This window comes from Roseibium sp. AS2, assembly GCF_038900065.1.
Classification (GTDB): Bacteria; Pseudomonadota; Alphaproteobacteria; order Rhizobiales; family Stappiaceae; genus Roseibium.
In genome coordinates this window covers 774,313-796,804 of record NZ_JBBMQN010000001.1, presented here as the reverse complement: position 1 = coordinate 796,804, position 22,492 = coordinate 774,313, and the positions used below count along the sequence as shown (strand labels likewise).

General features: G+C 64.0%; 18 protein-coding genes. 15 read left to right on the top strand and 3 right to left on the bottom strand.

Going from position 1 to position 22,492, the window contains the following annotated elements; all coding sequences use genetic code 11:
* Positions 1-67 precede the first annotated feature (67 nt).
* From WNZ15_RS03640 to WNZ15_RS03570, 15 genes are all read left to right on the top strand, one after another.
* Complete coding sequence (locus tag WNZ15_RS03640; protein WP_342891569.1) at positions 68-1,885, top strand: sensor histidine kinase; 1,818 nt, start codon at positions 68-70, stop codon at positions 1,883-1,885.
* Positions 1,882-2,349, top strand: a complete 468-nt coding sequence (locus WNZ15_RS03635; protein ID WP_342891568.1) for an HPr kinase/phosphatase C-terminal domain-containing protein — start codon at positions 1,882-1,884, stop codon at positions 2,347-2,349. The genes WNZ15_RS03640 and WNZ15_RS03635 overlap by 4 nt, the downstream gene beginning before the upstream one ends.
* Positions 2,350-2,486: 137 nt before the next feature.
* On the top strand, positions 2,487-2,891 hold the full coding sequence (locus WNZ15_RS03630; protein ID WP_342891567.1) for a PTS sugar transporter subunit IIA: 405 nt from the start codon (positions 2,487-2,489) through the stop codon (positions 2,889-2,891).
* 8 nt (positions 2,892-2,899) lie between these two features.
* On the top strand, positions 2,900-3,184 hold the full coding sequence (locus WNZ15_RS03625; RefSeq protein ID WP_342891566.1) for an HPr family phosphocarrier protein: 285 nt from the start codon (positions 2,900-2,902) through the stop codon (positions 3,182-3,184).
* Positions 3,185-3,288: 104 nt separating this feature from the next.
* Entirely contained in the window at positions 3,289-4,599 is a 1,311-nt protein-coding gene (locus WNZ15_RS03620; RefSeq protein WP_342891565.1) for a class I SAM-dependent methyltransferase, read from the top strand.
* A 219-nt stretch (positions 4,600-4,818) separates the two neighbouring features.
* Positions 4,819-6,207 carry an adenosylhomocysteinase gene (gene ahcY / locus WNZ15_RS03615; protein WP_342891564.1) on the top strand — a complete coding sequence of 463 codons (1,389 nt, stop codon included), beginning with the start codon at positions 4,819-4,821 and terminating at the stop codon, positions 6,205-6,207.
* 246 nt (positions 6,208-6,453) lie between these two features.
* Positions 6,454-8,964, top strand: a complete 2,511-nt coding sequence (locus tag WNZ15_RS03610; RefSeq protein ID WP_342891563.1) for a PAS-domain containing protein — start codon at positions 6,454-6,456, stop codon at positions 8,962-8,964.
* Positions 8,965-9,003: 39 nt separating this feature from the next.
* Positions 9,004-10,530 (top strand): tRNA (adenosine(37)-N6)-threonylcarbamoyltransferase complex ATPase subunit type 1 TsaE, encoded by a 1,527-nt coding sequence (gene tsaE / locus WNZ15_RS03605; RefSeq protein ID WP_342891562.1) that lies wholly within the window; start codon positions 9,004-9,006, stop codon positions 10,528-10,530.
* Between the two features lie 51 nt (positions 10,531-10,581).
* Positions 10,582-11,316 (top strand): nucleotidyltransferase family protein, encoded by a 735-nt coding sequence (locus WNZ15_RS03600; RefSeq protein WP_342891561.1) that lies wholly within the window; start codon positions 10,582-10,584, stop codon positions 11,314-11,316.
* 2 nt (positions 11,317-11,318) lie between these two features.
* Positions 11,319-14,465, top strand: a complete 3,147-nt coding sequence (addB, locus tag WNZ15_RS03595) for a double-strand break repair protein AddB (RefSeq protein WP_342891560.1) — start codon at positions 11,319-11,321, stop codon at positions 14,463-14,465.
* A complete protein-coding gene (gene addA, locus WNZ15_RS03590) occupies positions 14,462-17,971 on the top strand; it encodes a double-strand break repair helicase AddA (protein ID WP_342891559.1) in 3,510 nt (1,169 codons plus the stop codon). Before addB ends, addA begins: the two co-directional genes overlap by 4 nt.
* 84 nt (positions 17,972-18,055) lie before the next feature.
* Positions 18,056-18,376, top strand: a complete 321-nt coding sequence (gene trxA, locus WNZ15_RS03585) for a thioredoxin (RefSeq protein ID WP_342891558.1) — start codon at positions 18,056-18,058, stop codon at positions 18,374-18,376.
* Positions 18,377-18,522: 146 nt separating this feature from the next.
* Entirely contained in the window at positions 18,523-19,143 is a 621-nt protein-coding gene (gene grpE / locus WNZ15_RS03580) for a nucleotide exchange factor GrpE (RefSeq protein ID WP_342891557.1), read from the top strand.
* Between the two features lie 244 nt (positions 19,144-19,387).
* A complete protein-coding gene (locus tag WNZ15_RS03575; protein WP_342891556.1) occupies positions 19,388-19,999 on the top strand; it encodes a trimeric intracellular cation channel family protein in 612 nt (203 codons plus the stop codon).
* Positions 20,000-20,119: 120 nt separating this feature from the next.
* On the top strand, positions 20,120-20,506 hold the full coding sequence (locus WNZ15_RS03570) for a VOC family protein (RefSeq protein ID WP_342891555.1): 387 nt from the start codon (positions 20,120-20,122) through the stop codon (positions 20,504-20,506).
* Positions 20,507-20,832: 326 nt separating this feature from the next.
* Here the strand turns inward: WNZ15_RS03570 and WNZ15_RS03565 are convergent, their stop codons facing one another.
* The 3 genes from WNZ15_RS03565 to ihfB form a co-directional block, all read right to left on the bottom strand.
* Positions 20,833-21,741, bottom strand: coding sequence for an ornithine cyclodeaminase (locus WNZ15_RS03565; RefSeq protein ID WP_342891554.1), 909 nt, complete (start codon positions 21,739-21,741; stop codon positions 20,833-20,835).
* A gap of 20 nt (positions 21,742-21,761) precedes the next feature.
* Positions 21,762-22,127, bottom strand: coding sequence for a lipopolysaccharide assembly protein LapA domain-containing protein (locus WNZ15_RS03560; RefSeq protein WP_342891553.1), 366 nt, complete (start codon positions 22,125-22,127; stop codon positions 21,762-21,764).
* A gap of 64 nt (positions 22,128-22,191) precedes the next feature.
* On the bottom strand, positions 22,192-22,491 hold the full coding sequence (gene ihfB, locus WNZ15_RS03555) for an integration host factor subunit beta (RefSeq protein ID WP_269584269.1): 300 nt from the start codon (positions 22,489-22,491) through the stop codon (positions 22,192-22,194).
* Position 22,492 lies beyond the last annotated feature (1 nt).

Sequence of the window (22,492 nt, the reverse complement as noted above, 5' to 3'; positions counted from 1 at the left end):
GCCCCGATCCGGTCCTCGTCCGGGCGTGGCCCGGGGAACGCTTCAATACAGTCAGGGAAGGCTCCAAATGGCGGTTGACGGTGAGAGCGCGGAAGGAATGTCCGCCTCCGAACCTCAATCCGGTTCGGAACGTCCCCGCTTGCGTCAGCTCGGCAACAAGCGCATCCGCCGCCGCCTCCTGAACCAGTTCGCACGTATATTCGGCACTTATGTGCTGTCTTCCCTGACCCGGCGGATCATCGCCATCAATCTGGTCGGCCTGCTGGCCCTGGTGATCGGCATCCTGTATCTCAATCAGTTCCGGGCCGGTCTGATCGACGCGCGGGTGCAAAGCCTTCTGACGCAGGGCGAAATCATCGCCGGGGCGATTGCGGCCTCGGCCACCGTCGACACGGGAACGATCACTGTCGATCCGGAACGCCTGCTGCAGCTTCAGGCGGGCGAAAGCATCACACCGACCCAGGAAGATCTCGACAGCCTCGACTTTCCGATCAACCCGGAAAGGGTCGGGCCGGTCCTGCGCAGGCTGATCTCGCCGACCAAGACCCGCGCCCGGATCTATGATCCCGAGGGCATCCTGATCCTGGACAGCCGGCATCTCTACACCAGCGCCCAGATCCTGCGCTTCGACCTGCCGCCGCCGAACGCCGTGGAAGAAGGGTTCTGGGACACGGTATGGCAGTGGACCAAACGCTGGCTGCGACAGGGCGATCTGCCGGTCTATCAGGAGGTCGGCGGCGGCGACGGGCGCGCCTATCCTGAAGTGGAGGCAGCGCTTGCCGGCTCGCCGGCCAGCGTCACCCGGGTCTCCCAGCGCGGTGAGCTGATCGTGTCCGTGGCGGTCCCGATCCAACGGTTTCGCGCAGTGCTGGGATCGCTGCTGCTGTCAACGCAGGGCGGCGACATCGATGCGATCGTGCGTGCGGAGCGGATTGCGATCATCCGGGTCTTCCTGTTCGCGGCAACGGTCACGATCCTGCTGTCGATCCTGCTCGCGGGAACCATCGCCGGCCCCGTCCGGCGGCTGGCGGCAGCGGCCGACCGGGTCCGCCGGGGATCTAACTCGCGCGAGGAAATTCCGGACTTCTCCGACAGGCAGGACGAGATCGGCCATCTGGCGCGCTCGTTCCGCGAGATGACCAATGCGCTCTACAACAAGATTGACGCCATCGAGCAGTTCGCCGCCGATGTTGCCCATGAACTGAAGAACCCGCTGACCTCCCTGCGCAGCGCCGTTGAAACCCTGCCGCTGGCCAGGTCGCAGGAGTCGAAGGATCGGCTCATGGAGGTGATCCAGCACGATGTCCGCCGTCTGGACCGCCTGATCAGCGACATATCCGACGCGTCGCGGCTCGATGCCGAACTGGCCCGGATCCAGGCGGATCCCATCGATCTTGCCGAACTTCTGCGCAACATGGCGGACGCCGCGAATGAACGCTCGGCGGTGGAGGAGGCCAGCGTCAAGCTCACCGTTGCAGACGCCCAGGGAAGCAGGCCCTACAGAATGCTGGGTCACGACATCCGCCTCGGTCAGGTCGTCAGCAATTTGCTCGACAACGCCAGGTCCTTCTCGCCTGCCGACGGCATTGTCCGGGTCGACCTGAGCCGCGAGGGCCGCATGATCAAGATCACCGTCGACGACGACGGTCCCGGCATCCGGGCGGAAAATACGGAGCGCATTTTCGAGCGCTTTTACACCGACCGGCCCGATGGCGAGGGGTTCGGCAACAATTCCGGTCTCGGCCTGTCCATCTCCCGGCAGATCATTGCGGCACACGGCGGCACCATCTCCGCGGCCAACCGGCTGGAGCCTCTTGCGGACGGCGGCCACAGGATCGCCGGCGCCCGCTTCACCATTCGCCTGCCCGCCGGGCTCGGCAAGTGACCCGGCCCGCCGTCCACGCCAACTGCCTTGTTCTGGGAACCTGCGGCGTCCTGATCCGGGGCGGCGCCGGTTGCGGCAAGTCCTCGTTCTGCGACACCCTGATCGAGGCCGCGCTGGCGAAGGGCAATCTCGGACGGTTGGTCGCCGATGACTACGTCCATGTCGTGCCGGAAGACGGCCGGTTGCTGGCCAGCCCGCCGGACACTATCCTGGGAAAAATGGAGATCCGCGGGTTCGGGCTTGTCGACACGCAATATACGCCCCGCGCCCGCATAGATCTGATCGTCGACCTGCTGCCGATGGAGCGGCTCGAGCGTCTGCCGGAAGCGGCCATCGTGTCCATGTGCCTTGAAGGTGTTGACGTGCCAGCCCTGTCCTGCCCGGCAGACAGGCCCGATGTTTCGCTGCGGCTTGTTCGCTGGGCGCTTCGCGGTCTTCTCCCGGACGCCCCTGATTATATTTAGGGCACTGCCGGTGTTTTTTGCTTGCAACTGATCAAACGGTTGAAGAGAGTGCATCTGACTGATAAACGCCCGGCTCCGTCCGGATCCCGTGTGTGGATCCGAAGTTCATTGCACTCGATAATCAGGCAATCCCACGTATGATCGGACTTGTACTTGTGACCCACGGACGCCTCGCCGAAGAATTCAAGGCGGCGCTGGAACATGTTGTTGGTCCCCAGGAACAGGTCGAAACGATTTCAATCGGGCCGGATGACGACATGGAGCAGCGGCGCCAGGACATTCTGGCCGCCGTGGAAGCCGCCAATTCCGGCAAGGGCGTGGTGCTGCTGACCGACATGTTCGGCGGGACGCCCTCCAACCTGGCGATTTCGGTCATGGACAGCAAATCCGTTGAAGTGGTGGCCGGTGTCAACCTGCCCATGCTGATCAAGCTGGCCAGTGTGCGCACCGACCGCGCCCTCGCGGAAGCCGTCGACGAAGCCCGCCAGGCCGGTCAGAAATACATTTCGGTCGCCAGTCAGGTGTTGTCGGGGCAGAACTGACACAGACAATGACGACGCGGAACCTCTTGCAAAAAGACCTCAGGATAGTCAACCGCCGCGGATTGCACGCGCGCGCCTCCGCGAAACTCGTCAAGCTGGTGGAAACCTTCGCGGCCGAAGTGCATGTGTCGAAGGATGGCCAGACGGTCGGAGGCACGTCGATCATGGGACTCATGATGCTTGCGGCCAGCCCCGGGTGCTGCATCAGCGTCAGCGTCAGCGGAACGGATGCAGATGCGGCCCTGGCGGCGATATGCGAGCTGGTCGAAAGTGGCTTCGGCGAGACCGATTGATTTTCACCTGTTTCGGCGCCACCATACGGCGCGTCGATCAGAGCGTGCTGAGACGCTGAATTTTATCCTTCGACACTTGTCTTCACCGCCGGTTGGGAAACGAAATGCCGAGTCAGACTGACGACCGATTGATTGGCGCTGCGCGAACCGCCCTCGCGCATGTTCATGAAACGCTGGACCTGGACTTCGCATTCGAGCTCTGGGACGGGTCCCGGGTTCCCGCGGACGCTCCCGCCGACGGCCTGCGGCTGGCCTTGTCCGGGGCCGCGCTGACCCGGCTGCTGCGCCGTCCGAAGCTCAAGACCCTGATTGATCTCTACGCCGCCGGCGACGTCGATCCCCGTGGCGGCAGCATCTTCGATTTCGCCGCAAGGCGGCCCGCGATCAAGAGCCGGGACATCCGCAAGCGCCTGAACAAGGGTCTGCTTCTCAAATGCGCCGTGCCGCTGGTCCTCGGATGGGGGGCCGGAAAGGCGCGCCGGGGGCCCGGCGGGCTGGATGCAGGCCAGGGCGCGGACAGGGGCTCCGGCAGCCGCAAGGACGACATCGCCTTTCACTACGATGTCTCCAACGACTTCTACCGGCGGTTTCTCGATCCGGAGATGGTCTATACCTGCGCCTATTTCACCGACTGGTCGAACGATCTGGCGACGGCGCAGAAAGACAAGCTGGATATGATCTGCCGCAAGCTGCGGCTCAAGCCGGGCGACCGCCTGCTTGACATCGGCTGTGGCTGGGGCGCGCTGATCTGCCATGCAGCGGAGCATTACGGCGTCACCGCCGTGGGGGTGACACTGGCCGAGGAACAGCTCAAACTCGCCAGGGAACGCATCGCGGAACGCGGTCTCGGCGACAGGGCCTCCGTGGAACTGATCGACTATCGCGAGATGAAGGGGTCGTTCGACAAGATTTCCTCCATCGGCATGTTCGAGGCGGTCGGCCTGGACAATTTCGACAATTACTTCCAGAGCGTTCGCCGGCTGCTCCGGCCACGCGGTCTTTACCTTCATCACGCAATCACCCGGCGCGGCAAGAAGGACCTGAAGGCCTTCCGCCGCAAGAAGCCGGAATATCAGGCGCTTGTCCGCTACATCTTTCCGGGCGGCGAGGTCGACCATATCGGCTGGACGCTCACCAACCTCGAGGCCCATGGGTTCGAGGTTCACGATGTCGAGGCCTGGCGAGAGCACTACGCCCGCACCACCCGGCTCTGGGCCGAGAACCTCATGGATGTGAAGGACGCGGCGATCGCGGAAATCGGTGAACACAGGTACCGGCTGTGGCTTGCCTATCTCATCGGCGTCTCGCTCGGGTTCGAGCGGGGCTCGATCGGCATCTTCCAGACAGTCGCCAGCAAGCGCGCAAAGGGTCCTTCCGGGATGCCGCCGACGCGCGAGGATCTCTACCGGTCCTGACGGGCCCGTTCAAAATCAGTTCGCCTGTTTGATCATATAAAGAATTCTTTATATCTTTATTGCTAAGCAGCGCCGCGGGCGCTATAACGCCCGGCAATGGTCTCCGGCAGTGTCCGGAGACCGGCTTGCGGCCCTGCGATGCCGGCATCACCATGTCACAGGGCGGCTGCATTCCTATCGGGCTGGGCTCTCAACAGGCTCCAACAGCAGGACACATTCATGACCGACTACATTATCAAGGATATCGGGCTCGCGGACTGGGGTCGTACCGAAATCGAGATCGCCGAGCATGAGATGCCGGGCCTGATGGCTTGCCGTGAGGAATTCGGCACGTCCAAGCCGCTCAAGGGTGCCCGGATCGCCGGGTCGCTCCACATGACGATCCAGACCGCCGTCCTGATCGAGACGCTGACCGCGCTGGGCGCCGAAGTCCGCTGGGCCTCCTGCAACATCTACTCCACCCAGGACCAGGCTGCCGCGGCCATCGCCGCCACCGGCGTGCCGGTCTTCGCCGTCAAGGGCGAGACCCTGGAAGAGTACTGGGACTACGCGGACAAGATCTTCGACTTCGCCGATGGCGCCAACATGATCCTGGACGATGGCGGCGACGCCACACTCTACATTCTCATGGGCGCGCGGGTCGAGGCCGGCGAGACCGATCTCATCGAGAACCCGACCTCCGAGGAAGAGGAATGCCTGTTCGCGCAGATCAAGAAGCGCATGGCAGCCAACCCGGGCTGGTTCACGAAACAGAGAGACCTGATCCAGGGCGTTTCGGAAGAGACCACCACCGGTGTTCTGCGTCTTTATGAAATGCAGAAGAAGGGCGGACTGCCGTTCCCGGCAATCAACGTCAACGACAGCGTCACCAAGTCGAAGTTCGACAACCGTTACGGCTGCCGCGAAAGCCTGGTCGACGGCATCCGCCGCGGCACCGACGTCATGATGTCGGGCAAGGTCGCCGTGGTCTGCGGTTACGGCGATGTCGGCAAGGGTTCCGCGCAGTCGCTCGCCGGCGCCGGTGCGCGCGTGATCGTCACCGAAATCGATCCGATCTGTGCCCTGCAGGCGTCCATGGACGGCTTCGAGGTCAAGACCATGGAACAGGTCCTGCCGGAAGGCGACATCTATGTCACCGCCACCGGCAACAAGGACATCATCACCTTCGACCACATGCGTGGCATGAAGGACATGGCGATCGTCTGCAACATCGGCCACTTCGACAACGAGATTCAGGTTGCCGCGCTGAAGAACACCAAGTTGCGCCCGGTCAAGGACCAGGTCGACATGTACGAGTTTCCGGACGGCAAGCGCATGATCCTGCTCTCCCAGGGCCGCCTGGTGAACCTGGGCAATGCCACCGGTCATCCGAGCTTCGTGATGTCCGCGAGCTTCACCAACCAGGTTCTGGCGCAGATCGAACTCTTCTCCAAGGGCGATCAGTACAAGAACGAAGTCTACGTGCTGCCGAAGCACCTGGACGAGAAGGTTGCCCGCCTGCATCTGGAGAAGCTCGGTGTGACGTTAACCGAGCTGTCAAACGAGCAGTCTCAATATCTGGGGATTAACAAGACCGGTCCGTTCAAGCCGGAACACTACAAATACTGATTTTGTCGGGGCGGCCCACTAGATGTGGTGACCGCCCTGATTCGGTCTTGTGAACAAAAAAATACGGGACCCTAGAATTTTAAGGGTCCTGTTAACTTTTCAGTTACGGACTCTTCTGCGTGATTCTCAAAAAGGTTATGGTTTAAGCGAATCAAGGGCCAGGAGGCGGATGTCCTTGATTTGCTCCCGGAATCCGGGAGCTGCGGTCCGCATCAGCGGGCATGGCGGCGTTAAGGGGATCACAATATGCCGAAAGGCAGCAGGAACGGCGCGCGGCCACGCGCGACGTGGCGCAACTGGAGTCTGAAATCGGTTCAGCTGGGCGGCACCGCATTGGTGGGCTCGGGTCTGTTTTCAAGCTCGGCTGCCGCGGATATGCTGGCCGACACAACCGCCGCCATAAATCCCGATAGCATGATTCTTTTTGGTGCGCTCGGCGGAATGTGCACCTTCGCGGTCACCGCGGCCGTTGCCCTGGTCCGTCACCGCAAGCAGGCCGCGCAACAGACCGGCACCCTGGAACAGGAAAAGAGCGACCTGAAATTCCGGGTGGACCGCCTGGAAGCGATGCTCAACACCGACGAGCAGCGGGTCGTTGTATGGACCGGCAACGGCGCCATGCCCCAGATCTGGGGTGTCCTGCCGGAAAAATCCGGCGTGCCGCGTCCACCCGCGCAATTGCTTGCTTTCGGAAGCTGGCTGACCGCGAAAGGCGCCGTCGACCTGGAGCGGTTCCTGGACACGCTGTTCCGGACCGGAGAAGCTTTCACCACCACATTGAAAACCCGCACCGGCAGCTATGTGGAAGCGCTTGGCCGCACCACCGGCGGGGCGGTTGTCCTGCGCCTGCGCGACCTGACGGGCGAGCGGCAGATGCAGGCCGAGCTGGCTGCCCGCAACGCCAAGATCTCCGGCGAGCTGCACATGCTGCATGCACTGCTGGATGCGATGCCTGCACCGGCCTGGCAGCGGGATGCGGAAGGCAATCTGATCTGGGCGAACGGCGCCTACGCCGAGGCCGTCGAAATGCCGGATGCGACAAGCGCCGTCACACAGGGGGTGACGTTCCTGGACGCGGCGGCCCGCACGGCGATGGCCGTTCAGCGCACGGAAGACGGCTGTTTCAACGCCCGTATTCCGATCGTGGCCTCGGGCGACCGTCGGGTGTTCGAAGTGACCGATGTCAACGCGAATGTCGGCGGGGCCGGCATTGCCGTGGACATCAGCGAACTGGAACAGGCGCGCAAGGAACTCGGCCGCGCCGAGGATTTCCATGGCCGGACGCTCGACCAGCTGGCCGCGGCGGTCGCGATCTACAGCGCGGACCGCAAACTGCAGTTCTACAACGCGGCGTTCCGCCAGCTCTGGGATCTCGACCAGGCATTTCTGGAAGGTCATCCGGAGGACGGCGCCGTTCTCGATGCCTTGCGGGCTGCGCGCAAGCTCCCGGAACAGGTGGATTATCGGGTCTGGCGCAACAAGATGCTGGACAGCTACCAGTCGCTGGAAGCCCGCGAAAGCTGGTGGCATCTGCCCGACGGGCGCACGCTGCGCGTCATCGCCAACCCGCATCCGCAAGGCGGTGTGACCTATATCTATGAAAATGTCACCGAACAGCTCGATCTGGAGAGCCGTTATAATGCACTGACCCGGGTGCAGGGCGAAACCCTCGACAACCTTTCGGAAGCCGTCGCCGTGTTCGGCTCCGACGGACGACTGCGTCTGTGGAATCCGGCTTTCGGCCAGATCTGGGGTCTGGAAGAAGACCAGCTCGCCGAGTTGCCGCATGTCAACGAAGTGGTGTCGGCCTGCACGCTCAATGACCTGGAGCGGGGGGCCTGGGAGCAGCTTGTCGGCAATGTCACCGGCCTGCTCGACAACCGCACGCAGAAAGTCAGCCGGCTGGAGCGCCACAACGGCGACGTTCTGGACTATGCGACGGTGCCATTGCCGGACGGCGGCACGCTTGTCACCTTTGTGGACGTGACCGACAGCGTCAACGTGGAACGCGCCCTTCTGGAAAAGAACGAGGCCCTGGAACAGGCGGACCAGATCAAGAACGCCTTTATCCAGCACGTGTCCTACGAACTGCGCTCGCCGCTGACCAACATCATCGGTTTCGCCCAGCTCCTGGCGGACCCCAAGTTCGGCGAACTGTCGGAAAAGCAGAGCGAATACACCGATTACATCCAGTCCTCGTCGTCCGCGCTTCTGGCCATCATCAACGACATTCTGGATCTGGCCACGCTCGACGCGGGCATCATGGAACTGGACCTGGGCGAGGTCGACGTGGCCTCGACCGTGTCGGCTGCGGTCGAGGGCCTGAAGGACCGGATTGCCGAGGCGCGGATCAATCTGCGGACCCATGTGCCGGAAAACATAGGCATGATGGTCGCGGACGAAAAGCGCTTGCGTCAGGTGCTGTTCAACCTGATCGCCAACGCCGTGCGCTATTCCGAAGCCGATGGTGTGGTCGATGTCAGCTGCAGCAGGCAGGACGATCAGGTGACCTTCATCGTCAAGGATCACGGCTACGGCATTCCGGCGGAAATCCTCACCCAGGTGTTCAACCGGTTCGTCGGCCACGACACCGGTGCCCGGCGTCAGGGGGCCGGCCTTGGACTTGCGATCGTGAAGAGCTTCGTGGAACTGCACGGCGGCACTGTCGATATCCAGTCCGCGGAAGGCAAGGGCACAACGGTCGCCTGTGCCTTCCCGGCGCGGCCCGAACTGGCGGAACACGCCGCGGCCGAATAGGGTGCCATTTCACTCTCTCCCTTGTCCTTGAGGCCCTCGATGGCAGATCATGACCTGAGCCTCCTCGAGGCGGTTTTCCTGGCCGTGGAAATAGCCGACGAGGCCGGAACGCGCGAACTCGCCAACGACATCGCGATGATCCTGAAGACCGGTGACACGATCTGCCTGTCGGGCGATCTGGGTGCCGGCAAGTCGGCTTTCTCCCGCGCCCTCGTTCGTGCGCTCGCCGGCGACCCGGAGTTGGAAGTGCCCAGTCCGACCTTCACGCTGGTGCAGACCTACGGGCTTGACCGGTTCGATCTGTCCCATTTCGATCTCTATCGTCTGGAAGAGCCGGAAGAGATCGAGGAGCTCGGACTGGAGGATCTGCTCGAAACAGGAGCGGCCCTGATCGAATGGCCGGAGAAGGCGCAGGACCTGTTGCCGGCAAACGCGCTCTGGATCCGGATCACGCAGCCGCCGGGGGAGACGGACCGGCGGGTCTTCCACTTGTCCTCGAACCTGCCCGACTGGCAGCAGCGCATCGGCGGCACACTGAAGACCAGGACTTTCCTGCGCGCAAGCGGCCACGGTGGAGCGCAGCGCCGGTTTCTCGCGGGCGATGCTTCCTTGCGCACCTTCGAGACCGTGCACGATGGCGCGCGAGCGGACGTGTTGATGCGCTGGCCGTTCCAGGGGGACGCGGTCGCCGCCAACGTCCGGGCCTATATGGAGAAGGTTCATCTGGCGCGGGACTGCCGCGCGGTTGTGGCGGTCGGCTCCGAGCTGCGCAGGCACGGCTTCCTGGCTCCGGAAATCCTGGCGGCGGATCTCGATCAGGGATTTGTCCTGTCGCAGGATCTGGGCCGCGAGACGATTGTCCGGGACGGCAGGCCGGTGCCCGAACGCTATCACGCGGCGGTCGAGGTTCTTGCCGCGATGCATGCGCAGACCTGGCCCGACACCGTCGGGCTGGCCGACGGCAGCGTTTATGCACTGCCCGCCTATTCGCAGGACGCGCTGATCACCGAGGCGGCTCTTTTTCTCGAGTGGTATGTTCCCGAGCGCTCTCCTCTGAAGGCGGATGCGCGCGCGGGCACCGAATTCGAAGCGCTCTGGCGCAAGGTGCTGAACCGGCTGCCGGATGCGCAGACAGGCTGGGTGCTGCGTGACTTTCATTCGCCCAACCTGCTTTGGCAGGACGGTGGGAAAGGGATCGGCCGCATCGGTCTGATCGATTTTCAGGACACGGTGCGCGGACCGGTCGCCTACGATGTTGCATCGCTCCTTCTGGACGCCCGCACGGACATCGGCGCGGCTCTGGAAAAGGAGCTCTTCGATGCCTATGTGACGGCCAGGGAAGCGGTGTCGCCGGATTTCGACAGGAACGTGTTTTCGGATGCCTATGCGGTCATGGCCGCGCAGCGAATTTCGAAGATCCTCGGGATTTTCGTCAGGCTGGCAGAACGTGACGGCAAGCCGGCATATTTGAACCACCTGCCGCGCATGCTAGCCTATCTTGGCCGGGTGCTTGACAGACCGGTCCTGTCGGACTTGAAAGACTGGTACGCCCGCTATCTGCCCTGACACGCCCCGAAAACGTCCAGCCCGGCCGGATGCCACCAATTGAGACACCCAATGACACAATCCCGGTTCCGCCCTTCCAAGGCCATGATCCTGGCCGCCGGCCTCGGCAAGCGCATGCGTCCACTGACGGCCACCACCCCGAAACCGCTGATCGAGGTCAACGGCCAGGCGCTGATCGATCATGGCATGGATCGCCTGAAGGCGGCCGGGGTGAAATCCTGCGTCGTCAATGTGCATTACCTGGCCGATCTGGTGGAAGTTCATGTCCGTCGCCGCACGGACATGGAGACCGTCGTGTCCGATGAACGCGCCCGGTTGCTGGAGACCGGCGGCGGCATCAAAAAGGCATTGCCTCTGCTTGGCGACGAGCCGTTTTTCCAGCTCAATGCCGATACGTGTTACTGGATCGAGGGTGTCAAGCCGAACCTTGAACACATGATCGATGCCTGGGACGAAAGCCGCATGGACGCGCTGCTCCTGATCGCGGAAACCGTCAAGTCCGTCGGATATTATGGACGCGGTGATTTCGACATGGCCCGCGACGGCGCCCTGACGCGCCGGCCGGAAAAGGCGGTCACCCCGTTTGCCTATGCGGGGGCCGCCATCCTGCATCCGCGCCTGTTCGTCGGCGCCCCGGACGGACCGTTCTCCATGAACACTCTGTTTGACAGGGCGATCGAAAACGGCCGTCTGTTCGGTGTTCAGATGGAGGGTCTCTGGCTTCATATCGGCACCCCTGAAGCCATCGCCGCCGCCGAGTATGCCGTCCGCGAAAGCGCGGCCTGAGAATGACGGACAGTGCGCGGCTGTGGTCCGTTCCGCCTTCGGTTCCGTTTCTGAAAACACTGGTCGACACGCTGGTCGACGGCACGCTGGTTCCCGGGTTCCGACCGCTGGATGACCCGCTCCTGCTGGCCGGTGTGACGCTGTATCTGCCGACCCGCCGGGCCGCCCGCCTGTTGCCGGAGCTGTTCCAGAACCGCTTCGAAGGCCGGCCCGTTCTGCTGCCGGCAATCCGGCCGGTCGGCGACACGGACGAGGACATGCAGAGCCTGACCGGCGAGGCGGACCTGGAACCGCTGCCGGCCGCAATGCCGCTTCTGGAGCGCCATCTGGCGATGACCCGGCTGGTCAAGGCCTGGAAGGGCACGCTGCGGCGGGAAGTGCTCAGCCTGCGCTCGGACGAACCTCTGGGCCTGCCGGCCTCCACCGCCGATGCCGCCTGGCTGGCCGGCGATCTGCTGACGCTGATGGATGAGGTCGAGACCGAGGAAGCCGACTGGTCCGGTCTTGCCGGACTGGTGCCGGAGGACCACGCCCGCTACTGGCAGATCACCCTCGATTTTCTGCAGATCGTGCGTGACGCATGGCCGGCGCATCTTCGTGAACTCGGCCAGATGGACCCGAAGGCGCGCAGGTCGGCGTTGATCCGGCGCGAAGCGCAACGTCTGAGACGGGCGCCCCTGCGCGGACCCGTCATCGTGGCCGGGGTGACCGGATCGGTGCCCGCAACCGCCGAACTCCTCAAGGTGGTTGCCGGTCTCCCGGGCGGGGCGATCGTGCTTCCCGGTCTCGACCGGTTCATGGACGACCGGTCCTGGACGGTCCTCGGCCAGCGCGGCGAAGCGGCCTCGCGGCGGCCCACAGCAATCAGATCCGGTGCGGACACGCTGCCCTCCCATCCGCAATACTCGCTGAAACAGCTTCTTGAAAGGCTCGGTGCGGCGCGCTCGGATGTCCGCCAGCTTGGTCCGGATCCGGACCCGGCGCTGCTGCTGCGCGAGGAGCTCGTTTCCGAGGCCTTGCGGCCCGCCGAGACCTCCGATGGCTGGACCGGCTTTCTGGCCGGACGCCCGGAAGCGGACCAGGCCGCGGCACTTGAAAAGGTCGCCATCCTGACAGCGCGGAACGAGGCGGACGAAGCGTTGAGCGTCGCCATTGCCCTACGCGAGGCAATCGAGCAGGACAAGACGGCCGCCCTGGTTTCGCCGGACCGGATGCTGACCCGCAGGGTGGCGGCGGAGCTCGCGCGCTGGAATATACAGGTCGACGACAGCGCAGGGCGCCCGCTCGACCAGACGGCACCGGCTATCCTGGCGATCCTGGCGGCGAAACTGGCGCTGAACGGCTGCGATCCGATTGACCTGCTGGCCCTCTTGAAACATCCCCTGACCAGGCTCGGCATGCCGGTCAAGGATGTGCGCGCGGCGGCCCGGGCACTGGAACGCGGCGTCGTGCGCGGTCCGCGCGCGCGGCCAGGCACAACGGGTCTCAAACTGGCGGTGCAGGCCAGCCGCGACGATGCGGGCAAGGCCCACACGCCGCGCTGGAAGAAAATCCACGAGGCGGACTGGGATGTTGTCGCCGGTCTCGTGGACCGGCTCGCTGCCGCACTGGCGCCGCTGGAAGAGCTCGTGGCGGTCGGCGCGCCGGTGGATGTGATCGAACTGGCCAGACGTCATGTCGAGGTGATCGAGGCGGTGGCCGTGGACGAGGCCGGCTCTGTTGCCGAGCTTTTTGCGGCGGAAGCCGGCGAGGCTCTGGCGCAGTTCCTGACGGGTCTTCTGGAGGCCGGTTCGAGCGGGTTGGAGATCCCGCCGGGCGAATGGCCCTCGGTGCTGCCTGCCCTGATGTCCGGGCAGGCGGTGCGCCGGAGGCTGCCGGGCGACACGCGGGTGCAGATCCTTGGCCCGATGGAGGCCCGTCTGCAATCCTTTGACATCATGATCCTCGGCGGTCTCAACGAGGGGGTCTGGCCGCAGCGCACCCGTAACGACCCCTGGCTGAACCGGCCCATGAAACGCGACATGGGACTGGAGCCTCCCGAACGCCGGCTGGGAGCCGCTGCGCATGATTTCGCCCAGGGTCTCGGGGCCGGGCGGGTGCTTCTGTCGCGGACCGCGCGCGCCGACGGCGCGCCGACCGTCGCCTCGCGCTGGCTGCAGCGCCTGACCACCCTGGCAGGTCCCGGTCTGACCGGTGAAATGGAAAGACGGGGCGCGGGCTATTCGGCGCTTGCCGCGTTGCTGGATCGTCCCGATGGTCCGGTCAGGCCCGCGCGACGGCCCGAGCCGAAGCCTCCCCTGGAGGCGCGCCCGAGGTCGCTGTCGATCACCGAGATCGAGCGCCTGATCCGCGATCCCTACGCGATTTTCGCAAGACATGTGCTCGAGTTGCAGCCGGTTGATCCGATCGGCGGCGAGCCGGGAGCCGCCGACAAGGGCAATCTGGTTCACGACGCGCTTGCCGAGTTCCTGATGACCTGGACCGGGCCGTTCGACGACAGCGCCGTGGAGGCACTGGTCGGGATCGGCGAGGTCCTGTTCGAGCCGCTTGATGCCTTCCCGGCAATCCGTGCCCTCTGGTGGCCGCGGTTCCAGAAAGTTGCCGCCGGGTTCGTGGCCTTCGAGGCCGTCCGTTCGAAGTCCGTTACTCAGCGCTTCCTGGAGATCGGCGGAGGCGTTGATCTCAATCTGCCCGGGTTCGACTTCCGCCTGCGCGGACGGGCCGACCGGATCGACCTTCTGGACAGCGGCGGACTTTCGGTGATCGACTACAAGACCGGCCAGGTGCCCTCACAGAAACAGATCGATGCGCTGCTGTCGCCGCAATTGCCGCTGGAAGCCGCGATGATCAAACGGTTCGGTTTCAAGGACGTGCCCGCCGATGCTGCCATATCGGACCTGCTTTACCTCCAGCTCAAGGGAGGCTCGGATCCGGTGATCGAGGCGCCGCGCAATCCCAAGGATATTCCGCTCGAAGGTCTCATCGAGGATGCCTGGGCGCGGCTGGAACAACTGATCGCACATTACGCCAGCGTGGAAACCGGGTATCTCTCCCGCGCCCGCGTCATGCGCGAACGGCAGATGCAGGGTGACTACGATCATCTTGCACGCACCCAGGAATGGGCGTTGTCCGGGGAGGAACCCGCATGAGCGGATTTCAGATCCCCGAGCTGACACGCGAACGCCAGGACCTTGCGTCCCGGCCACAGGCTTCCGCCTGGGTGAGCGCCAATGCGGGCTCGGGCAAGACCTTCGTGCTGTCGCGCCGGGTTGTGCGTCTGCTGCTCGACGGCACCGATCCGGGGCGCATCCTCGCGCTGACCTTTACCAAGGCGGCCGCTGCGGAAATGGCGACACGCGTCTTCCGGATCCTCGGCGACTGGGTCACCCGGGACGATGCCTCGCTTGCAGCCGAACTGCAGGACATCGAGGGCCGCCGGCCGGACGCGAAGCGGCTGGCGCTGGCGCGGCGCCTGTTCGCCCGTGCACTGGAAACGCCGGGCGGGCTGAAGATCCAGACCATCCACGGTTTCTGCGAAGCGTTGCTGCATCAGTTTCCGCTGGAAGCGAATGTCGCCGGGCATTTCGCCGTTCTGGATGACCGTGTCGCGGCGGAACTGATGGCGGACTCGCGCGCCACGGTGCTGCATGCGGCTGAAACCGATCCGGACGGCGCCTTCGGCAAAGCGCTTGCCTCCGTCATGGACCTGATGAGCGACGGCGGTGCCCAGAAGGCGCTCGACGAACTCATCCAGAGCCGCGACGCTTTCCGCCGCTGGACCGTTGATACCGATGGGCTCGATGCCGCCCTGGACGAACTGGCCGGGCTTCTCGGCGTCCGGCCCGCAGACCGGCTCGCGGATTTCGACCTGCGCTTTCGGGCCGAAACACCGCTCGACCTGAACGCCTGCCGTGCCTATGCCGAAGCTCTGAACACCGGAACGAAAACCGACCAGGCCCGCGCGGATGCGCTGATCACGGCCGCGAAGCTGACGGATCCGGCGATGTTTCGCGAGGCCTGGCAGGCGATCTTCCTGACGGCGAAGCTGGAACCACGAAAGTCGCTGGCCACCAAGAAGGTCGCCGAAGCCTTCCCGCAGATGGTCGAGGCGCTGGAGGCGGAGCAGCTCCGCCTGCTCGACCTTCTGGAACAGCGCTGCAGGATCGTCACCTTTGAAGGCACGGCGGCGCTGTTGCGCCTGGCGGATGCGGTGATCGGGCACTATGAGCGCGCCAAGACCGCCCGCGGCTACCTTGATTTCGAGGACCTGGTGGTCAAGACCGCGACCCTCCTCAAGAAATCCGATGCGGCCCGGTGGGTGCAATACAAGCTTGACCAGGGTCTCGACCATATTCTGGTCGACGAGGCCCAGGACACCAGCCCGCGTCAGTGGGACGTCGTGACCGCGCTTGCCGACGAGTTTTTCGCAGGGGAGGGCGCTCATGAGCGCGTGCGCACCCTGTTCGCGGTGGGCGACGAAAAACAGTCGATCTATTCCTTTCAGGGCGCGGTGCCCGCCTATTTCGATGCCATGCGCCGGGCGTTCTCCGGACAGGCGGATTCCGCCGGACGTGAATTCCATTCCGTCAACCTGCAGCTCTCCTTCCGGTCCACGCCGGATGTGCTCGGGGCGGTCGACAAGGTGTTCCATGACGAAACTGCCCACAAGGGCCTCTCCCAGGATCTGAAGGCGCCCGTGCACGAAGCCATCCGCCGGGATCCGGGGATTGTCGACCTGTGGCCGCTGGAAGCCGAAGCCGACATCGAGGAACCCGACGACTGGCGGCAGCCCGTCGATCATGTCGGCTCGGGAAGCCCCATGCTGAAGCTGGCGAAACGCATCGCTGTCGAAATCGGCAACTGGATGCGCGATGGAACCGCGGATCCGGGCGACGTGATGGTTCTGGTGCGCAAGCGCGGTCCCTTCGTCGAGGCACTGAACCGTGAACTGAAGGAACTCGACATCCCGGCTGCCGGCAGCGACCGCCTTGTTCTGACGGATCACATCGCGGTCCAGGATCTGGCGGCGCTCGGCCGTTTCCTGCTGCTGCCGGAGGATGATCTGTCCCTGGCCAGCGTCCTGAAGAGCCCGCTGTTCGGCTTGAAAGATGAGGACCTGCTCGAGATTGCCCGCGAGACGCCGGACAGGATCCGGCCCGGCACGCTCTGGCAGATGCTGGTCAGGCGCAGCGAGACGTCCGAAAAATGGCGCGCGGTCCGGGCGACGCTGGAGGACTGGCGGTCACGCGCCGACTTCGTGCCGCCCTACGAATTCTACGCCAGGCTTCTCGGCGCGGACGGCGGCCGCCGGAGCTTCCGGGAAAGGCTCGGCGTCGAAGTTGATGACGTGCTGGACGAATTCCTGGCCCTGACGATTGCCTATGAGCAGGCAGGCACGCCCGGCCTGGAAGGGTTCCTGGCCTGGATGGCGGCCGCGCCGACGGAGATCAAGCGAGAACTGACCAACACCAAGGGCATGGTCCGGATCATGACCGTGCATGGCTCGAAGGGACTGGAGGCCAGGATCGTGATCCTGGTCGACCCGGGGGCGCCGCCGGTCAGCGCGATCCACGATCCCGCATTTCTGCCCCATGCAAGGCTCGCCAACAGCTTGCTGCCGCCCGCCCTCGTCTGGTTGCCGCCCAAGGCCAGCCGCATGGCCTGGCATGAGGAGACCGTCGACACCTTGCGCGCGGCTCAGGAGGAAGAATATCGCCGGCTGCTCTATGTCGCGCTGACCCGCGCGGAGGACAGGCTGGTCGTTTGCGGCTGGCAGCCCAAACGCGGCGCCCATGAAAACTGCTGGTATGCGCTGGTCTCGCGCGCGCTGAAGCCCGAAGCGCGGGAAATGACCGGTCCCGACGATAGCGTGTCCGGCTGGCGCTGGCAGATGAAGACAGGCGGTGCCGGAGACGGTTCGCCGCAGCCAGCAGCCTCCGGCGGCGAAGCGCAGACCGCTGCCCCGAACTTGCCCGCCTGGCTCCAGATGCCGGTACGTCCGCTGGCCAGGAAAAAACGCCTGCAGCCTTCCCGCGCATTTGAAGCGATGGAGGAAAAACAGGGTATCGAGCCGGTGCCTGCCGTATCGCGTCTTCATGCCGGCCGGGAGGCCGCCTCCTGGCCGCTTGAGCGCGGGCGGTTGGTTCACCGGCTGCTCGAACTGTTGCCGGATCTCGCCGCCGAAGACAGAAGGGCGGCAGCGGATGCCTTTCTCCGGCAGGCGCTGAAGCCGGAATTCGAGAACCGCCACGCCGGTCTTCTGGCAGAAATTGCCGCCATCCTGGAGGCACCGGATTTTGGGCCGCTGTTTTCGGCCCATGCCCGCGCCGAAGTTCCGCTCGTGGGAACGATTCGGTCAGGCGACGGCACCGAGGTCGAGGTCTCCGGCCAGATCGACCGCCTGCTGGTGGAGGAAAACAGGGTTGTGATTGTGGACTACAAGACCAATCTCAATCCGCCGGACACGCCCGCGTCTGTCCCGCTCGAGTACCGGGCACAGCTTTGTGTCTACAGGGAAATGCTGAAGCAGATTTATCCCGGCAGGGACATTTTCGCCTGTCTCCTCTGGACGGCGGCCCCTTCTCTGATGGAAATCCCGGCAGAGATGCTCGACCGGACGTTCGCCGGTCTGCGTCCAGACGGCACAGCCGCTTGACGGCGCGCCTCCGGCTTCCTACTTTCGTGCCAACTGACGCGTCTGCATCGGGCAGGCGCGCGCTCAAAATCACGAGATCCTGACATGGCAACCACGCAAGTCACCGATGCTTCCTTTGAATCCGAAGTTCTTGAATCCGACGCCCCTGTGGTCGTGGATTTCTGGGCCGAATGGTGCGGCCCCTGCAAGATGATCGCGCCGGCGCTTGAGGAAATCTCCGAGGAGATGGGCAGCAAGGTGAAGATCACCAAGCTCAACATCGACGAGAATCAGGACATGGCCATGAAATATGGCGTCCGTTCCATTCCGATGCTCATCCTGTTCAAGGGTGGCGAGCCGATGGCGACCCAGATCGGAGCCGCGCCGAAAGGCAAGCTTTCCGACTGGATCAAGAGCGCCATCTGATCACACCCTTTCCTGCGGCCGGCCGGCGGCAGCCAGATGAGCTCAGCCGGCGGGCAGCTTGAATGCTGTCCGCCGATGCGCTTTGAAAATCCGGCCGACCGGTCGTATAAGCATCCGGAAACAGCCTGGAGCCAAACGGAACATTCATGAGTGAAGACAACAAAACCCCGGAAGATCAGCCGGCGGATGTAACGCCGGAAACCGAAGCTGCAGCCGACACTGCCGGCGAGGCAGGCGCGGATCCGGTCGAAGCTCTGCAAGCGGAGAACGCCGAGTTGAAGGATCGCTCCCTGAGGGCGATCGCGGAAATGGAAAATCTGCGCCGGCGCACCGAAAAGGAAATCAAGGACGCGCGCCAGTACGCCGTCTCGAGCTTCGCGCGCGACATGCTGACGGTGTCCGACAATCTGCGCCGGGCACTGGAAGCCTTGCCGGAAGACGATCGCAAGAACGCCGATGCCGGCATCGCTTCGCTGATCGAAGGCGTGGAGATGATCGAACGCGATTTCCTCAATCAGATGGAAAAGAACGGCGTCCGGAAACTGGACCCCGAAGGTCAGAAGTTCGATCCGAATTTCCATCAGGCGATGTTCGAGGTGCCGAACACCGAAGTCCCGAACAACACCGTGGTTCAGGTGGTTCAGGCCGGCTATGTCATCGGTGACCGCGTGCTGCGCCCGGCCATGGTCGGCGTCTCCAAGGGCGGTCCGAAGGACGGTGCGCAAGCGGCATCCGCTTCGGGACAGACCGTCGACAAGAGCGCCTGACAGCGACCCGGTCAGGCCGAATTCAAGATGCCGCTTCCGCCTGTGCGGGAGCGGCTTTTCTGTTTGCAGAAGGCTGCAAGGGCACCAGATGACCTCTGTTCCCGCGGACCGCTCAGGCTGCCGAGTTGCTGTTCCTTAAGGCAGGTGGAATCGTGTTTTGGCCCGCAACAGCTTGCCATAAGACCTGAACGGGACACGACAGACCCTTTCAAGGACGCTCTGGAACGCGGCCACTGGAGACGACATGCTGCTGCAGATACTGGATTATCTCGGAGTTGCCGTATTCGCCGTCACCGGCGGCATCGTCGCCTCGCGCAAGCAACTGGACTTCATTGGCCTGATGTTCTTCGCGACGCTGACCGGCATCGGCGGCGGAACCTTGCGGGATCTGCTTCTCGGTGTGCCCGTCTTCTGGGTCGAGAACGAAGCCTATGTGCTCGTCTGTCTGGTCGTCAGCGTTCTCGTCTGGTTCTTCGCCTCCTGGATCGAGAAGGTCGGCAAACCTTTGCGCTGGGCCGACGCGCTCGGTCTTGCGGCTTATTCGGTCATGGGCGCGGCCAAGGCCCTGTCTGTCGGTGACACCATCCTGGTCGCGATCATGATGGGCGTCACGACGGCCACTTTCGGCGGTGTGCTCAGGGACACGATCGCACGAGAACCGAGCGCCATTGTCAAACCCGAGATCTATGTCAGCGCGGCCTTTGCCGGGGCGGGCAGCTTTGTCGCTCTGGCGCAGCTTGGTTTCAGCCCGGTGGCTTGCGCGATTATTGCCGCCGCGCTGGCGCTTTTGCTGCGCGGCGGCGCCATTCTGCACGGCTGGACCCTGCCCGGCCATCAGGGCAAGGCCGGCACCTGAAGCCTGAAGCCTGAAACCGGACGCTGGCCTACGGGTGTCAATGGGCCATCAGACGGGTCAAAATCGGCACTTTCTGGTATAAGATGACCGGTGGCTTCATGGGCGAGGTTGGAGAACCAGATGGCAGAACATGGCATTTTCTACTGGAACGAGCTGATGACGCGGGACACCGGGAAGGCCCGGGACTTCTACGGCAAGTCCCTCGGATGGACCTTCACCGAGGTGCCCATGGACGAGGGGGTGACCTATGTCCTGGCCAATCTTGGCGACAAGCCGGTGGGCGGCATCTTCCCGATGACCGGGCCGGAATACGACGGCGTGCCGGAGCACTGGATGGCCTATGTGTCGGTCGACGATATCGATGAACGCCTGGAACTTGCCAGGGCGCATGGCGGCGAAATCATCCGCCCGCCGTTCGATGTTCCCGGCATTGGCCGTATCGCCATTTTGAAAGACTCCGGCGGTGCGGTTCAGGGGTGGATGACGCCTTCCGAACCCGCCGGCTGAAACGAAAGGCCGGTCCCGCTGGAACCGGCCCTGAATTTTTGCGACATCGCGGAACGGCCGTGTGCGCCGCCGAAACCAGGTTATGTCCTAGTAGACAAGCCCGGTCGTGGCCGACACGCAGTACATCAGCGCGATTGCGATTGCTGGTAGGCTTGCCGAATAGGCAAGGGTCGTCAGCATGATTTGCTCCTCTTGAGATACGACAGTTTTCGAAGACGGCTCCTGGTGCCACGCCCGGTTTCCCGGGCTGTCCCTTGAGGCGCACGTCCCCGTTGATACCCCCTGCTGTCCGCAAATATGGGGCCTTCCGCCGGACGTTCCAGAGGTCAGGTTTTCAAGAAAATGTGTGCAGCGAGTGCGTGGTCCGCGAGACCGGTGCCCGAGCCGGGCAGAAACAGCGTTCTCTGGCCGTAATACCGGCGTCCGGCCTTGCTTCCGCGGGTGAGTTCCTTCATGTCCGCGGCCCATTCGAGCCCAGTCAGGGGCGGTGCGGCAAGATCCGATGTGAACAGCCGGGCTTCCTGCAAAAGAAGTTCCGGCAGGGGCGCCAACGGGTCGAGCACGTCGATGTGGCAACCTGCCGGCGGGTCGAGCGCGGCCAGGGCATCCAGGTGGCCCGCCTGATGGTCAAGCCCCGCGATACAGACCATGTCGGCACCGTCCAGCGCCGTCCGGATGTCGCCGGTCTCGCCGACATGCACGTCCCTGAGCGCGGCAAGTCCGCCGATCCGGGAGCGCGTCCCCTGAGAGGTTCCCGCAAGCAGGACCGAGGACAGGTTTCTGACTTCGGCATAGGCGGAGACCAGCCGGGGCAGGCGCGGATCGTCGCCGATCACCAGCAGCCTGGACGTGTCTTCCCGCGACAGGTAACCGGCCGCGAGCGCGTGCAGGGCGGAGGTGCGCCATGCATTCAGGCGCATGCCGTCCAGAAGTGCGACCGGCTGGCCGCCGGATCCTGAAAACAGAAGATAGAGACTGGAGGCCAGGCCGGGCTGTTCCGGGAGGTCGAGCGACAGGGCGCAACCGACATAGCCGCGCGATACGTCGCCCTGGGCGGCAAAGTCTGTCCAGGCCGGCTGCAGCGAGAGCGTGCCCGTCAGGTGATCGGGCCGGTCGATCGGTATGGGGCTGGTCCGAGGCGCGATGGTATTGGATCTGTAGGCGTGGCGCAGGGTTTCCAGGACGGCCCTGTCTTCCAGACAGGCATCGATTTCACCGCTGGCGATAATCCGCATGCCTGGATATCACCCGCCTGTCAGGCAGCCGAGCGGGTGTCTGGCCCCGCCAGGCCCTTGACGCCGCTGGCCGGCTGTGCGGGCGCCTGCATGTCGCGGAGCTGATCGGCTTCCTTGTGCCACTTGTCGGCTTCCCGGCGTTTGACGCGGGCTTCCTTGCGCCAGCGGCCCTGTTTTGCCCAGGCTCCCAGGCCGCCGACGACGACGCCGACACAGAGGCTGGCGAACATCACCCAGAACAACGGAATGTCCGGAATGGTCAGGCGCGGGTCCTGTGGATCGAACGGGTTCAGGGACAGGGACACCGTGTGCCGGTTGGTAACCGCCAGGGCAATAACGACAACCGCGATCACAAACAAGATCACGTTCTTGATGAAACGGGTCACAGCTTTCTCCCGGACTTTTCAAAATCACGGTTCGATTCTAGATGGGATCGTGACACCGGCGCAATCAGTCGTCGCCGTGATCCACACCATCGTTCAACCGGATGCGCATCTCCTTGCCGGTCTTGAAGAACGGCACGAATTTCTCGTCCACTTCCACCTTCTGTCCGGTTCGCGGATTGCGGCCGATACGGGCGGGGCGGTTCTTGACGGAGAACGCGCCGAAGCCGCGAAGCTCCACGCGGTCGCCGCGCATCAGGGCCTCGGTGATCTCGTCCAATATGGCGTTGACGATGTTCTCAACGTCCCGCTGATAGAGATGCGGATTTTGTTCGGCTATGTGCTGAACAAGCTCAGATTTGATCATG

What these genes read in the sequence shown, in the direction of transcription:
- WNZ15_RS03625 (WP_342891566.1), top strand. Translation starts at nt 2,900, where the DNA reads ATGACGACGCGGAACCTCTTGCAAAAAGACCTCAGGATAGTCAACCGC.
- WNZ15_RS03610 (WP_342891563.1), top strand. Translation starts at nt 6,454, where the DNA reads ATGCCGAAAGGCAGCAGGAACGGCGCGCGGCCACGCGCGACGTGGCGC.
- ihfB (WP_269584269.1), bottom strand. Translation starts at nt 22,491, where the DNA reads ATGATCAAATCTGAGCTTGTTCAGCACATAGCCGAACAAAATCCGCAT.
- addB (WP_342891560.1), top strand. Translation starts at nt 11,319, where the DNA reads ATGACGGACAGTGCGCGGCTGTGGTCCGTTCCGCCTTCGGTTCCGTTT.
- WNZ15_RS03600 (WP_342891561.1), top strand. Translation starts at nt 10,582, where the DNA reads ATGACACAATCCCGGTTCCGCCCTTCCAAGGCCATGATCCTGGCCGCC.
- WNZ15_RS03640 (WP_342891569.1), top strand. Translation starts at nt 68, where the DNA reads ATGGCGGTTGACGGTGAGAGCGCGGAAGGAATGTCCGCCTCCGAACCT.
- addA (WP_342891559.1), top strand. Translation starts at nt 14,462, where the DNA reads ATGAGCGGATTTCAGATCCCCGAGCTGACACGCGAACGCCAGGACCTT.
- WNZ15_RS03620 (WP_342891565.1), top strand. Translation starts at nt 3,289, where the DNA reads ATGCCGAGTCAGACTGACGACCGATTGATTGGCGCTGCGCGAACCGCC.
- WNZ15_RS03575 (WP_342891556.1), top strand. Translation starts at nt 19,388, where the DNA reads ATGCTGCTGCAGATACTGGATTATCTCGGAGTTGCCGTATTCGCCGTC.
- WNZ15_RS03565 (WP_342891554.1), bottom strand. Translation starts at nt 21,741, where the DNA reads ATGCGGATTATCGCCAGCGGTGAAATCGATGCCTGTCTGGAAGACAGG.
- trxA (WP_342891558.1), top strand. Translation starts at nt 18,056, where the DNA reads ATGGCAACCACGCAAGTCACCGATGCTTCCTTTGAATCCGAAGTTCTT.
- grpE (WP_342891557.1), top strand. Translation starts at nt 18,523, where the DNA reads ATGAGTGAAGACAACAAAACCCCGGAAGATCAGCCGGCGGATGTAACG.
- WNZ15_RS03570 (WP_342891555.1), top strand. Translation starts at nt 20,120, where the DNA reads ATGGCAGAACATGGCATTTTCTACTGGAACGAGCTGATGACGCGGGAC.
- ahcY (WP_342891564.1), top strand. Translation starts at nt 4,819, where the DNA reads ATGACCGACTACATTATCAAGGATATCGGGCTCGCGGACTGGGGTCGT.
- tsaE (WP_342891562.1), top strand. Translation starts at nt 9,004, where the DNA reads ATGGCAGATCATGACCTGAGCCTCCTCGAGGCGGTTTTCCTGGCCGTG.
- WNZ15_RS03630 (WP_342891567.1), top strand. Translation starts at nt 2,487, where the DNA reads ATGATCGGACTTGTACTTGTGACCCACGGACGCCTCGCCGAAGAATTC.